13 protein-coding genes are annotated in these 13,452 nt (G+C 36.5%); 5 read left to right on the top strand and 8 right to left on the bottom strand.

All coding sequences use genetic code 11. The features are described 5' to 3' along the window. Positions 1–105: 105 nt before the first annotated feature. Together upp and ACVRZD_RS06355 are read right to left on the bottom strand one after the other, a co-directional pair. A complete protein-coding gene (gene upp / locus ACVRZD_RS06360; protein WP_037625425.1) occupies positions 106–735 on the bottom strand; it encodes a uracil phosphoribosyltransferase in 630 nt (209 codons plus the stop codon). 318 nt (positions 736–1,053) lie between these two features. Next, a complete protein-coding gene (locus tag ACVRZD_RS06355; protein WP_037625426.1) occupies positions 1,054–2,691 on the bottom strand; it encodes a putative polysaccharide biosynthesis protein in 1,638 nt (545 codons plus the stop codon). A gap of 87 nt (positions 2,692–2,778) precedes the next feature. Between ACVRZD_RS06355 and ACVRZD_RS06350 the strand changes: the two genes are divergently transcribed. The 5 genes from ACVRZD_RS06350 (at position 2,779) to ACVRZD_RS06330 (ending at position 8,324) form a co-directional block, all read left to right on the top strand. Beyond that, positions 2,779–4,230, top strand: a complete 1,452-nt coding sequence (locus tag ACVRZD_RS06350; protein ID WP_037625428.1) for a UDP-N-acetylmuramoyl-L-alanyl-D-glutamate--L-lysine ligase — start codon at positions 2,779–2,781, stop codon at positions 4,228–4,230. A gap of 335 nt (positions 4,231–4,565) precedes the next feature. Next, the gene (locus ACVRZD_RS06345) at positions 4,566–5,348 is read left to right on the top strand and encodes an ABC transporter ATP-binding protein (protein ID WP_037625430.1); all 783 of its coding nucleotides are present in this window, start codon (positions 4,566–4,568) and stop codon (positions 5,346–5,348) included. 24 nt (positions 5,349–5,372) lie between these two features. Next, positions 5,373–6,302, top strand: coding sequence for an iron-hydroxamate ABC transporter substrate-binding protein (locus ACVRZD_RS06340; protein WP_037625432.1), 930 nt, complete (start codon positions 5,373–5,375; stop codon positions 6,300–6,302). A 7-nt stretch (positions 6,303–6,309) separates the two neighbouring features. After that, a complete protein-coding gene (locus ACVRZD_RS06335) occupies positions 6,310–7,329 on the top strand; it encodes a FecCD family ABC transporter permease (RefSeq protein WP_037625434.1) in 1,020 nt (339 codons plus the stop codon). Further along, complete coding sequence (locus ACVRZD_RS06330; protein ID WP_037625436.1) at positions 7,329–8,324, top strand: FecCD family ABC transporter permease; 996 nt, start codon at positions 7,329–7,331, stop codon at positions 8,322–8,324. The genes ACVRZD_RS06335 and ACVRZD_RS06330 overlap by 1 nt, the downstream gene beginning before the upstream one ends. 25 nt (positions 8,325–8,349) lie before the next feature. Here the strand turns inward: ACVRZD_RS06330 and ACVRZD_RS06325 are convergent, their stop codons facing one another. From ACVRZD_RS06325 to mnmM, 6 genes are all read right to left on the bottom strand, one after another. Continuing rightward, complete coding sequence (locus ACVRZD_RS06325; protein ID WP_037625438.1) at positions 8,350–9,009, bottom strand: DUF1803 domain-containing protein; 660 nt, start codon at positions 9,007–9,009, stop codon at positions 8,350–8,352. A 39-nt stretch (positions 9,010–9,048) separates the two neighbouring features. Further along, positions 9,049–9,513, bottom strand: a complete 465-nt coding sequence (locus ACVRZD_RS06320; RefSeq protein WP_037625439.1) for a DUF8821 family protein — start codon at positions 9,511–9,513, stop codon at positions 9,049–9,051. Then, entirely contained in the window at positions 9,513–10,448 is a 936-nt protein-coding gene (locus ACVRZD_RS06315) for a manganese-dependent inorganic pyrophosphatase (protein ID WP_037625441.1), read from the bottom strand. Before ACVRZD_RS06315 ends, ACVRZD_RS06320 begins: the two co-directional genes overlap by 1 nt. Positions 10,449–10,563: 115 nt before the next feature. After that, positions 10,564–11,355: a pyruvate formate-lyase-activating protein gene (gene pflA / locus ACVRZD_RS06310; RefSeq protein WP_037625443.1), complete on the bottom strand. Its 792-nt coding sequence runs from the start codon at positions 11,353–11,355 to the stop codon at positions 10,564–10,566. A gap of 72 nt (positions 11,356–11,427) precedes the next feature. Further along, a complete protein-coding gene (locus ACVRZD_RS06305; protein ID WP_037625445.1) occupies positions 11,428–12,762 on the bottom strand; it encodes a hemolysin family protein in 1,335 nt (444 codons plus the stop codon). Positions 12,763–12,899: 137 nt separating this feature from the next. Next, a complete protein-coding gene (mnmM, locus tag ACVRZD_RS06300; protein ID WP_037625447.1) occupies positions 12,900–13,442 on the bottom strand; it encodes a tRNA 5-(aminomethyl)-2-thiouridylate-methyltransferase MnmM in 543 nt (180 codons plus the stop codon). Between the last annotated feature and the right edge of the window lie 10 nt (positions 13,443–13,452).

The raw sequence follows: 13,452 nt of genomic DNA, 5'->3' as shown, positions 1-13,452 counted from the left end.
GTTCTTCTGTCTCCATTTCTGATCTTATCTAAGTAAACAGCCACTGGAGTCTGAGGACTCGCGCCTTTGTTTCAGGGCTCATCTAAGTAAAGATCCCCCGGATCTTTACTTAGTACCAAACAAGCGGTCACCAGCGTCACCAAGACCTGGAACAATGTAGCCGTGCTCATTTAGCTTTTCATCCAAGGCTGCTGTAAAGATATCAATATCTGGATGGGCATCTTGTAATTTTTTAACACCTTCTGGCGCTGCCACTAAGCAGACAAATTTGATATTAGCTGCACCACGTTTTTTCAATGAATCTACTGCTAAGATTGCAGAACCACCTGTTGCTAACATTGGGTCAACAACAAAGATTTGACGTTGGTCAATATCTTCTGGTAATTTTACTAAGTATTCAACAGGTTCAAAGGTCTCTTCATCACGATACATACCAATATGTCCAACCTTAGCAGCTGGAACAAGACTTAGAAAGCCATCAACCATTCCAATACCTGCTCTTAAAATTGGAACAATAGCTAATTTTTTCCCAGCTAATTGCTTTTGAACTGTTTTTGAGACAGGTGTAGTAATCTCTACATCTTCAAGTGGAAGATCTCTAGATACTTCATATCCCATTAACATTGCGATTTCATTGACTAACTCACGAAAATCTTTTGTTGACGTCGTTTCACGACGCAAAATAGATAATTTGTGCTGAATTAGTGGATGCGAAATAACTTGAAATTTTCCCATTGTTGTTTACTTCCTTCTTATTTTTTTCACTTGTAACATTATAGCAGAATTCTTCAATTTTTGCAGTTATTTTTCAATCCATACACCTATAATTTACATGTTTTACGATCAATTCAATTAGAGTACGAAGCCACTAAAAAGAGTCTGGAACAAGTGTTCTCAAACTCTCTTTTTATAAAGATTTATGTATGTTACGCAGTTATTGAGTGGGCTCTAATACCTTGAAAATCAACTGTTACAGCCCTACTCAACTTTGCGGAGGTAGGACGACAAAATCAAATTGCTACGGAATTACTGATTTTTGTACCACTCTCAGACTTAAGTGATATTAAATTTGCGTCGCAAGTTATTTGCTCTGCTATTGCCAATCAATTTATCCAATTGATGGGTAAGTAATGTTAAGTAACCATAGACTACAAATCCAAGGCCGCCAATAATCAATAAATAAAGGAGACTGACAATACGGCCATCAGTTGATAAGAAGAATCCTAATAGCCAGTTGCCAAGTGCAACAACAATTCCCATGACGACAGTTAGTATGGTGAGTAATAAAATTTGGCGGAAAAGTAAATTCCGATTAAATCTAGTTACTTGATGCAAACGACGAATCATCAAAACAATTGGCAAGAGCAATCCAAAGGTGGTTGCAAGTAGAGGGCCATAAGCATGGAATAAATAAATAGATGGAATCTGTAAGACAAGCTTAACAATGACACCATAAGCGAAATAGAGCATGGCTCTTCTATTTTCAAACAAAGCTTGCAGCATTGGTGCCAATAATGAATAAAGAGCTAATAAAACAACTTGTAGTAAAACAATCCTAAATAATGTGATAGCAGTAGGTACTGTTACCCCATAAAAAACAACATATAAAGGTTTTGCTAAAATGATGGCCCCTGTTAATGCAGGTAGCAAGAACATGAAAAGCATGGTAATATTATTGATGATTAACCTAGCTGCGGCATGCATGTCTTTTTTGACATAATTTTCTGTCAATAGGGCAATTCCTACACCACCAATTGAGGCTGCTACTGCAATTAATATCATGGTAATTTTGGCAGGGTTAGCATTAAAGTAGCCAAACAACTCCAATAATTGTGTTTTGGGAAATTTGGTAAATAGCAACATGCTATTGATAAAAGTCCACTGGTCAATCAATTGAAAGGCTTGAATGGCACTTCCAGTCACAATAAAAGGAATGGATTCTTTCAACGTTTCCCATAAAAGACCCTTAGCATCAATTTTAATATCGACTTCAGGTTTTGCAAAAATTTTGCTTAGTAGCCCGTCTTTATTTAGATAGAAAATTAAAACAAACATACTTGCAATCATGCCGACAAAAGCAGCAAATGTCGAGTGAGTTACAGCCTCGGTATAATTACCAGATCCCAACTTCATCACTGTAAATGTCGCTATCAACATCCAGATAACACGGACAATCTGCTCTGCTATTTGACTAAGAGCATAAGGTTTAATATTATTATGCCCCTGGAAAATCCCTCTGATAATACTCATAATCGGGAAAACAAGCACAGCTAATGACAAACTATGCATAACAGGAATCAAGGCTTGGTCGCTACCTGACATGGACGCAAAAATAGGTGAGGTTACGTACATGATTATTGAGAAAAATACACCTAAACCAAGCATTAATTTCATGGTTGAGCGAATTAATTGATAACTATGTTCGGTTTGACCAAGTGAATTATATTTGGCTATTTGCTTTGCAATTGCTACATTGAGTCCAGTTGTTGAAATCAATAAAAAATAGGCATATACATTATAGCCCATGTTAAATAAGGCATTTGCCTGTGTCGCGTACTTGCCCATCCAGATAAACCATGGGATGACATAAACTGCTCCTAAGAATCGACTAATAAAATTACTAGCTGTGGACCATGCCGTTCCTCTTAGCATGAGTTCCTTTTGGGTCATTTCGTTGTTATTGGTTTCCATATCTATACTTTCTAAGACGTAGTAGCTATATTATAAACTTTTGCATGATACTTGTAAATCTAGAACTTTAGAGATAAAATATGTAATATGATAACAATTGAAAAAACTATTGAACTTCTTAAGGAAGATAATAACTTTAGAGAAGTGTTAATCAAAGAAAATTATTACTATAATTATTCTGGACTAACCTTCTCAAACCTCTCATATGATAGCCGAACAGTAGATAATAAGACCTTATTTTTTGCTAAAGGGGCAGCTTTTAAGGCTGACTATTTAGAAGCTGCTAGTCATTCCGGATTAACCGCCTACGTTTCAGAAATTGACTACCAAGTTGGCATTCCAGCAATTATTGTGACAGATATCAAAAAAGCAATGGCTGTTATTGCCCGTCATTTTTATGGCAACCCTCAAGAAAAGTTACAACTATTGGCTTTTACTGGAACTAAAGGAAAAACAACCGCTGCTTATTTTGCTTATAATATTTTAAAAGAATCTCACAAGCCAGCCATGCTATCAACCATGAATACGACCCTAGACGGTAAAACATTCTTCAAATCTCAGCTAACGACTCCTGAGTCTTTGGACCTTTTCCAGATGATGGCTACCGTTGTTGAAAATGGAATGACACACTTGATAATGGAAGTTTCAAGTCAGGCTTATTTAGTGGAACGTGTTTACGCCCTAACCTTTGATGTTGGCGTATTTCTCAATATCAGTCCTGACCACATTGGCCCAATTGAGCATCCAACTTTTGAGGATTACTTCTATCATAAAAGGCTATTAATGGAGAATAGCCGAGCAGTTGTCATCAATAGTGATATGAACCATTTTGGTATCCTTGCTGAACAAATTGTCAATCAAGAGCACGACTTTTATGGTAGCCAGTCTGACAATCACATTTTAGACAGTCAAGCCTTTTCTTTCACAGCAAATGGCAAATTGGCTGGAGACTATGATATCCAACTGATTGGTCGATTTAATCAAGAAAATGCTATTGCTGCTGGACTAGCTTGTCTTCGTTTAGGAGCTAGTCTGTCTGATATCAAGTCAGGAATTGCTAGAACCAGTGTTCCAGGTCGTATGGAAGTTGTTTCACATCCAAATGGTGCCAAAATTTTCGTTGATTACGCTCATAATGGAGATAGTTTGGAAAAATTGGTTTCAGTTGTTGAAGAGCACCAAGAAGGAAATATCAGCCTGATTATTGGAGCAACTGGTAACAAGGGAGAGAGTCGACGAGCAGATTTTGGTCAGGTTATCACGAATCACCCTAACTTAAAAGTCTACCTGACAGCCGATGACCCCAACTATGAAGATCCTGAGAAAATTTGCCAAGAAATTGCAAGTTATGTCACACGCCCACTTATCATCATTACCGATCGCCAAGAAGCAATTGAAACAGCTATTAATGATTGCCAAAAAGCAGGTGATGCTTTAATTATTGCTGGCAAGGGCGCGGATGCCTATCAAATTGTCAATGGACAAAAAACTGACTATCCTGGTGACTTAACAGTAGCTCAAAGTTACTTAGCACTTTAAAGACATATCCTAACCATTCCAAGTGACGTCTAATAGTTTAGACGCCACTTTTTTGCTCTCAAAATAGAAAAAAGTCAAATTTTCCTTAGAAAAATACTTTTGGTTTCTCGAAAGCCTAACTTTGTACTGTCTATTTGGACCATTTTAGCGATCCGTTTTTTCACAACAATTCGCAATTTTCAGTCCCTTTTTAGAACGATTCTTACTACTCTTTTTAACCATTCCAAACTAGTCATTTTTTTACAAAAATGCGACATAAAGGGGTTTATACCGTCTTTTTTCTATGCTATAATGAGGAAGATTTTAGGAACAAAATGAGAAAAAAGGAGGTGAATATGTCGATTATTTCAGCTGAATCTATTCAAGTCGCCTATGATCAATCAATCATACTATCTAACTTATCTCTGGAACTTTTAGATAAAAAAATCACTACCATAATTGGTGCAAATGGCTGTGGTAAATCAACTTTGTTGAAAGCATTAACACGGATTCTACCTATCTCAAAAGGTCAAATCATTATTGATGGCCAACAGATTGCCCATCTACCAACAAAAGAGATTGCCAAAAAGATTGCTTTATTGCCACAAGTCCAAGAAGCTAGCCAAGGGATTAGCGTCTATGACCTCGTTTCCTATGGACGCTATCCTCATCAAGACAGACTTGGTCGTTTAAAAGCCAAAGATAAGGAAGTGATTGAATGGGCTCTTTCTGCTACAAACACTGCTGAACTTGCAGCTACTCCTGTTGATTCCCTATCTGGTGGTCAACGACAACGCGTTTGGATTGCGATGGCCCTAGCACAAGATACGGATACCATATTCTTAGATGAACCAACTACTTATTTAGATATGAATCATCAACTAGAAATATTGGAACTCTTGAAAAAATTGAATCAAGATGAAGGAAAAACAATCATTATGGTTTTGCATGACCTTAATTTATCGTCACGTTTTTCCCATCAGTTAGTTGCCATGAAGCATAGCAATATTCACTATCAGGGATCTGTTAAAGAGGTTATGACACCAAGCATACTTAAAGATATTTTTAACATTAACGCTGATATCGTTGAAGACTCGAAACATCGTTGCCCAACACTTTTGAGCTATGATTTACTATAAATTTATTCTAGGAGAATAGAATACATGAAAAAATTACTATCATTTGTTACTTTGACCTTAACTCTTTTTATTTTGGTTGCCTGCGCTAGCAATCCTACAAAAAAAGAAACCACTAAGCCATCTAAGATGCCTAAAATAAGTGGCTTTACTTATAAAGGCACAATTCCAGAAAATCCAAAACGAGTTGTCAGTTTAACTTCAACCTATACCGGTTATTTAGCCAAATTAGATTTACATCTTGTCGGTGCGACAACTTATGACCAAAAGAATCCTCTTCTCAAAGATGCTTTGAAGGATGCGAAAATTGTCTCAGCAAATGATTTAGAAACAATCACGGCCTTAAAACCTGATTTAATTGTTGCTGGATCTACTGAAGAGAATTTAGATCAACTGTCAAAAATTGCGCCAACGCTAACCGTCCAATATCGCAAGCATGACTACCTACAGGTTTTTGATGATTTTGGAAAAGTATTCAATCAAGAAGACAAAACAAAAGCTTGGCTAAAGAAATGGCATAAAGATACAGCCCAGTTTGCTAAAGAAGTCAAAGCCGTAACGGGAGATAAAGCAACCTTTACAATAATGGGACTCTATCAAAAGGATATTTACTTATTTGGAAAGGATTGGGGCAGAGGCGGTGAAATTATCCATCAGGCCTTTAACTACCCAGCTCCAGCTAAAGTTGAAAAAGAAGTTTTTCCTAAAGGCTATCTATCCGTATCCCAAGAGGTCTTGCCTGATTACATAGGTGATTATGTTGTCGTTGCTGCAGAGGATGATAAAACTGGCGCTGCTTTATATGAAAGCCAGTTATGGAAGGACATTCCAGCTGTCAAGAATAAACATGTCATCAAAGTTAATGCAAATACCTTCTACTTCACCGACCCACTATCTTTAGAGTATGAATTAAAAACTTTAAAGAAAGCAATCTTGTCACAAACTAAAAAGGACTGATACAGTCATGTTATATGGACAACAAAGACGTCAATTTAAGAATAGGCCAAATCACTTTTGGCTTATTCTTTTCATAAGTTGCTTAATTCTTTTTCTAGGCATTTATTTAAGTCTCTTATATGGAGCAAAGCCACTAACCGTTCACGAACTATTAACTGCTTTAAAAGCAGGGCCCTCTAGTAACATCTATACAATCCTATTTACTGTTCGCCTGCCTAGAATTTGTGCCGCTATCCTAGTTGGGGCTTCATTAGCATTGTCAGGTAGCATTATGCAAGCAGTCACACGAAATCCAATTGCGGATCCAGGGCTATTAGGAATTAATGCCGGCGCTGCTTTAGCACTATCTCTTGCCTATGCAATATGGCCACACTTACACTATTCACTAATCATTATCATTTCAATGATTGGGTCAACGCTAGCTTGTTTACTCGTTTTTACACTGTCCTATCAAAAGGGAAAAGGATATCAACAAATGCGACTCATCTTATCCGGTGCGATGGTCGCTATGCTTTTGTCAGCAATTGGCCAGGCTTTGATTAATTATTTTCACTTAGCCACTGCCATTATTGGATGGCAAGCCGGTGGTCTAGTTGGTGTAAACTGGAAAATGTTATCATTTATAGCACCAATTATCATTTTTTCTGTCATCATCTTATATTGTTTAGCCTATCAATTAAGCATCCTCAGTTTAGCAGAGGAAAAAGCAAAATCGCTAGGCCAATCAACTGTGGCATTAACACTGATTTTCTTAGCTATTGTCCTTCTACTCTCTTCAGCTTCTGTCTCATTGGCTGGAAATATTGCTTTTGTTGGTCTCATTATTCCTCATCTAACAAAAAGGTTTATTCCAAACAACTATCAGCAAGCTCTGCCAATTATTGGCATTCTTGGTGCAGCTTTCATCGTCTGGGTTGACTTATTTTGTAGAACGCTCCATCCGCCATACGAAACACCAATTACAGCCGTCATTAGTATCTTAGGCTTCCCTGTACTCTTATGGTTGGTTAGAAAGGCAGAAAACTAATGACAAAGAAACGATTTATCCCTTTAGTAACCAGTCTGCTTTTTCTCGTAGCCTTGTTAATGGTATTTAGCTTATCTATTGGTGATTCACAACTGTCACTACTTGCCGTTTTTGATGCCCTTTTTGGAAAAGCTGACGTGCAAACGACATTTATTATCACGACCATTCGATTACCTAGAATATTAGCAGCTCTCTTTGGCGGTGCAAGTCTTGCTATTTCTGGTATGCTCTTACAAACACTCAGTAAGAATCCACTGGCTGACTCAGGTATCTTAGGCATAAATGCCGGTGCTGGTATTGCAGTGACACTAGTTACTATTTTTGCTACTGACTGCCCACTACTTATTACTTACCTACCATTATTAGTCATTCTAGCAGCAATTATCACTGTTACTTTAGTATATGGACTCTCGCTCAACAAGTCTGGTCACTTAAAAAGCCATTCACTTATTATCACTGGTGTCGGCTTATCATTGATGCTATCCAGTTTGATGATAGCAATCACCAGTCAGGTTAACCCATTTAAATTAGACTCTATTATCCATTGGTTGAGTGGTCAAATTGTTGGGGATAATTGGCCCAGTCTGAGTCTAGCCATACCTGGCATGATCATATTATTAGGCCTAGCTTACGCAAGAAGCCATTCCCTTAATATCCTTAGCCTGACAGATGAAACTGCTCTTTCTCTTGGTTTATCCATTGAAAAAGAAAGGATCATAACACTTGGCTTATCAACAAGCTTAGCTGCACTTAGTGTGTTACTACTTGGTAATATCACCTTTATCGGACTGATTGCTGGACACATCGCAAGTCAATTAATTGGTTCTGATCATCGTCAAAAAATGCCACTTGCTGCTTTACTTGGAATGCTTTTCCTACTATTTGCTGATACCATTGTTCGTGTCTTTTTAGTTGGTACTGGTATCACAACTGGTATTGTCATTTCAATCCTCGGGGCACCCTATTTTCTTTACCTTATGTCAAAAACAAAGTAAAAACCTTAGACACCTTTTATATTGTCTAAGGTTTTTTTGCTGTAAATATTAATTGCTCTTTGTCCATTATCATCTGTAAGCTATAATTTGCTTCATCAATCACTTCAAGATAGCCCAGTAAAACTAAGGTCTGACAAAAAATATCTGTTGATTTCTGCTTGACGACATCCTTGCGTAGAAATTTGGTTAAAAAAGTTGATACATACTTCAAGGCATATTGTGCATTAACATCACCAATAAGCTTATATAATGGGAGCTGTTGCTCTGAGAGGGGATAGCGATGGTTTAAACGATAGAAATAATTTGAAAGGGTCAATTCTTGTCGTTCAAAGTCCGTTGATTCTATGATGACACACTCATTAGTGGTATTAGGTAATTGCGTTTCAAAGCGTAGCTCTTTTAAATCTTGGTAAATAGCAGAGCAGTCATCAACAAAAACCATTTGATCTAATTTGACACCATCTAAAGTATTAAGCATTGGCAAAGCTAGGTGATAGCGTTTTTCAGCGCGCACAATATAACCTGCTTGGATATAATCTTCTAAGTGGCGGTCCAAGTTTTTTTGTTCAGGAAAATCTTTTTTGAGTTGTCGTAAAATGACATCATTATGTTCAGCCAAATAATTAACGAGATCTTGAAAAAATGGCTGTGCTGTTAATTTATCCGGGTTTATTATTTTAATCATGACACTATTATAACAAAAAAGAAGGATTCCTCCTTCTCTTTATAAATATTCTTTTTTGACAACAAAGAATGTTCCGCGAATTTCTCCTGCCAGTTTTGAGCGTTGGCGAGCAAATTTAAATTTGCCTTCAAATTCTTGTGGAATCTCAATACCATTTGATAATTTGAAGCCAACGGCACGTTTGCCACCTTCTGCTAAAGTATATAAAACATTTACAGCAAGTCCATTATCATAATAAACATGTGACCATAAAATGCCATCAACTTCCATCTGTGAGACACAGAGTGCTTTATAAGGAAAGACCATATCTCTTTCTTCTAAAACTTTTTCAATAAATGGGAGAATGTCTGGCTTCTCTTCTGGTGTAAAGACTTCGTAGTCAATCTTATATTTATTCCAGAAATAACGGGCTTCATTCGCACGAAGGCCAGCTAGTACATCTTTAACTGAGCTATCTTCTAATAAAGTCGTTTCAATTTCTTTAAAATTTACAATGTATGACATTAGGCACCAAAGCTCTCTGTTAATTGTGGAACAACTTGTTTTTTACGTGAAACTGCTCCTGCTAAAAAGGCATGATTATTTTCAAGTGAGAACTCAAAAGCTGCTTCAACTTTATCCATGTTGCTACCAATTGCTAAAATTTCTGAATTTGAATTGACAATATCGGTGATCATAAGAACGAAGTCTGAGTAGCCTTCTTTTGCAATGGCATCTTTGATAGCTGCTTCAATGGCTTCTTGACGTTCTAAAATGTCATTGATATCAACAGTGTTAACTTGTGCGACACGAACAGCATTGCCATTCAGTTCAAATGTTTTTGCGTCGATGTCAATTAATTCTTCTTCTGTTTTACTTGAGAGGTTTGTACCTGCTTTAAGTAACGCCATTCCGTACTCTTCTAAGTTAACTCCTGCCAGCTCTGCTAATTCTTCAGCCAATTTAACATCTGTCACGTGAGTTGTTGGTGATTTTAGTAATAAGGTATCTGAAATTAAACCAGAAAGCATTAAGCCGGCAATTTCTTTTGGTACATCAAGATTGTTTTCTTTAAACATACGATAAACAATTGATGACGCTGATCCCACTGGTTCAACTCGCATAAATAATGGGTTAGCAGTCTCAAAGTTGGCAACACGGTGATGATCAACAACGCCATAAATAGTTAGTTCTTTAATATCTGAAATTGATTGTTGGAACTCATTATGATCGGTCAAGATAACTGTATCCACACCTTCAGATTTAGCAGATTCTACCACTCGTGGTGCAGCCACTGAAAAATAATCCAGAGCAAATGTAGTTTCTTCATTTGGTTCACCTAAAGCAACAGCTTCTGTATCCAAACCATAAGCATGTTTTGCTAAATAAGCAAAAGCATAAGATGATCCGATCGCATCAGAGTCTGGATTCTGGTGACCAAAAACAAAAATTTTAGACATGTTTGTACCTCATTCTTTTTATTCACTCTATTTTAGCAAAATTAGAGGCTAAAATCAAAGTATGCTTCTTTAATTTAAGGGAATTTAAAAGGCCAGCGCAATCAGCTAGCCTCATTTATGATTGATGAATTCGATTGAGGTATTCTGTGTAAGTTTCCGTTTTCATCAACTCTTTGGCATGTTGAACGCGCTCTTTTGTTGGCGGTTTTACCCCTTCCAGAGGATAAGGAATGCCTAATTCACGCCATTTGAATTCCCCCATCGTATGATAGGGTAATATTTCAAATTTATCGACATTTTTTAAAGTCGCAACAAAGTCACCCAAACGTTCTAAATGGTCATCAATATCGGTCAAGCCTGGTACTAAAACATGTCTGATCCATACTGGAATACCTTTATCAGATAAATACTGAGCAAACTGTAAAATATTTTTGTTAGGCTGTCTGGTAACAATTTTATGTTGTTCTTCATCGATTTCTTTAATATCTAAAAGAATTAAGTCTGTGACAGCTAACAATGTATCTAGTTTTTCATGGTATTCCGGTTTAGCACGATAAGCAAAACCACAGGTATCCAGAGTGGTATGAATCCCTAATGCTTTTGCTTCCGTGAAGAGAGCGATAATAAAATCAATTTGAAGCATAGCTTCCCCACCAGAAACCGTGATACCACCATTTTTACCCCAAAAATGTCTATATTGCAAAGCTTCTTTTAAGACGTCACTGACTGTTCGCTCTTGTGACTTGTTAGTTTCCATTTCCCATGTATCTGGATTATGACAGTACTGACAACGCATTTTACAGCCTTGCATAAATATTATAAAACGAATTCCAGGTCCATCTACTGAACCAAAACTCTCTGTAGAATGAATCATACCTGTTACTTGACTGTAATCTATATCTGCCATTTATTCTCCTTTTCATGAAAACGTTTAACAGTTTCATTATATCATTTTTAAGAAAAAAGACTAGGTAATGTCCTAGTCTTCATCAATATTCTGTTCTATATTAGAAACAATCATTTTAAGCTTGGTAATGCGTCCATCTTTTACCTTATCATTGATAAGAATTAAGTGTTTACCATTACTATCACATTCAAAGCTTTCTTTTTCGTCCTGACTTGGGATATTACCAGTACCTGTTATATAGAAACCTGCAATAGTATCCACATTATCACTTTCAAGTTCCGTTTCAAAAAACTCATTGAAATCATTTAAAGTCATCGTCCCAACGACAATATAAGTGTCTTCTCCGATAACATGAACAAACTTTTCAGCCTTATCAGATTCATCATCAATTTCACCAACGATTTCTTCTAATAAATCTTCCAGTGTAACAAGACCTGCTACTCCACCATATTCATCTAAAAGTATGGCCATTTGATTTTGCGTATTCCTAAATTGTCTTAAAAGATCATCAACAAAGATAGTCTCTGGAACAAATAGTGGTTCTTGCAAAATACGCTTCATATTGATATTTTCAAAACCTTCTTTAAAGCCTGCTTCCAGGAGACGTTTGGTGTGGACAAGACCAATTACCTTATCTTTATCATCATCATAAACAGGTATCCTTGAAAAACTTTGACTCAAAATTTCTTTAATATTTTCCATGGTATTATCATTGATGTCAATCATAAAAGCATCGGTTCTAGGAACCATTACCTCACGCGCCATTAATTCATCAAGTGAAAAAATACCTTGCAACATTTCGATTTCTTCGGCATCTAATGTCGCTTCACTATTTGACAACATGTATTCAATTTCATCACGGGTCATTTGTTCGTCGGCATCATCAAAGGTCATCGGTGTTAAACGGCTCAGTAAATTAGTTGAAGCTGATAACAACCAAACAAAAGGACTAACCATTTTGCCTAATATAATAATAATTGGTGCAGAAATAATTGCCAATTTATCTTTTAAATTCATGGCAATTCGTTTTGGATAAAGCTCTCCTAGCACAATCGAGATATAGGTTAAGAAAACAAGTGAAATAATACTTCCAGCTGTTTGGGCTGTTTCAGATCCACCCATCCATTGTGAAAAAACTTTACCAAGTGAGGCTGATAAACTTGCCCCTGATAGTAGTCCAATAAAGGTAATACCAACCTGAATTGTGGATAAGAAATTATTGGGTTGCTCCAAAACAAATAATAAACGACTATAATTCTTATCTCCATCTGCTGCTTTTTGTTCAACTCTAGATCGGTTCAATGAAACCAGAGCCATTTCACTAGCAGAGAAAAATGCATTTAACAATGTTAAGAAAAATAGTAATAAAAATTGTAAATATAAGGGCTGACTCACAGGGTCTTCCATTAGTTGTAACTCCTAAAAATAGATATAGTACATTCATTATAGCACATATTTATTTGATAACAGATATTTTGTTTTTGATATCTTAAAATTTTCCACAACAATTATTTTTCTAACACCAATCACCTCTGTCCCAGACTCTAGTTGTATTTTTCAATCATAAGCAGATAGGGAGGATTATTAACTTGATTAATAGGCTGATAAGTCATAACCGTTATTTCTTTCTGGTTTAGACCAGACAAATAGGTCATTAAGGCTTGCCGTTCTTCTTGACCACCATCATGACCATAATAGACCATAATAGCAATCCGACCACCAGTTACTAATTTTTCAAGTATTTTTTCAACAGCCATTATCGTTGTATCTGGTTTTGTTATGAGCTCCTTATTGGCGCTTGGCAAATAACCCAAATTAAAGATAGCCGCATCAATCTGATCTACATAACGATCAACATGTTCATGGCCATCATGGATTAATTGCACATTATTAAGATTAGCTGCCTCCAATTTGGCTTTAGTTGCTTCTATTGCTTCCATTTGGATATCAAAGGCAAGGACATTTTTTACTAATGGTGCAAAATGTAATGTGTCAAAGCCATTCCCCATAGTTGCATCAACAAAACAACTATCCCTTGTTACTATTTCTTCTAAAAATTCATGTGATAATTGAATTGGTCTTTTCACGTTTTTCTTC

It is taken from the genome of Streptococcus hongkongensis (assembly GCF_053206145.1).
Note: the sequence above shows the minus strand (reverse complement) of the source record. Positions and strands in the feature narration are given on the sequence as shown.

Coding starts and splice junctions, on each gene's coding strand:
- upp (WP_037625425.1), bottom strand. CDS start 735: ATGGGAAAATTTCAAGTTATTTCGCATCCACTAATTCAGCACAAATTA.
- ACVRZD_RS06355 (WP_037625426.1), bottom strand. CDS start 2,691: ATGGAAACCAATAACAACGAAATGACCCAAAAGGAACTCATGCTAAGA.
- ACVRZD_RS06350 (WP_037625428.1), top strand. CDS start 2,779: ATGATAACAATTGAAAAAACTATTGAACTTCTTAAGGAAGATAATAAC.
- ACVRZD_RS06345 (WP_037625430.1), top strand. CDS start 4,566: ATGTCGATTATTTCAGCTGAATCTATTCAAGTCGCCTATGATCAATCA.
- ACVRZD_RS06340 (WP_037625432.1), top strand. CDS start 5,373: ATGAAAAAATTACTATCATTTGTTACTTTGACCTTAACTCTTTTTATT.
- ACVRZD_RS06335 (WP_037625434.1), top strand. CDS start 6,310: ATGTTATATGGACAACAAAGACGTCAATTTAAGAATAGGCCAAATCAC.
- ACVRZD_RS06330 (WP_037625436.1), top strand. CDS start 7,329: ATGACAAAGAAACGATTTATCCCTTTAGTAACCAGTCTGCTTTTTCTC.
- ACVRZD_RS06325 (WP_037625438.1), bottom strand. CDS start 9,009: ATGATTAAAATAATAAACCCGGATAAATTAACAGCACAGCCATTTTTT.
- ACVRZD_RS06320 (WP_037625439.1), bottom strand. CDS start 9,513: ATGTCATACATTGTAAATTTTAAAGAAATTGAAACGACTTTATTAGAA.
- ACVRZD_RS06315 (WP_037625441.1), bottom strand. CDS start 10,448: ATGTCTAAAATTTTTGTTTTTGGTCACCAGAATCCAGACTCTGATGCG.
- pflA (WP_037625443.1), bottom strand. CDS start 11,355: ATGGCAGATATAGATTACAGTCAAGTAACAGGTATGATTCATTCTACA.
- ACVRZD_RS06305 (WP_037625445.1), bottom strand. CDS start 12,762: ATGGAAGACCCTGTGAGTCAGCCCTTATATTTACAATTTTTATTACTA.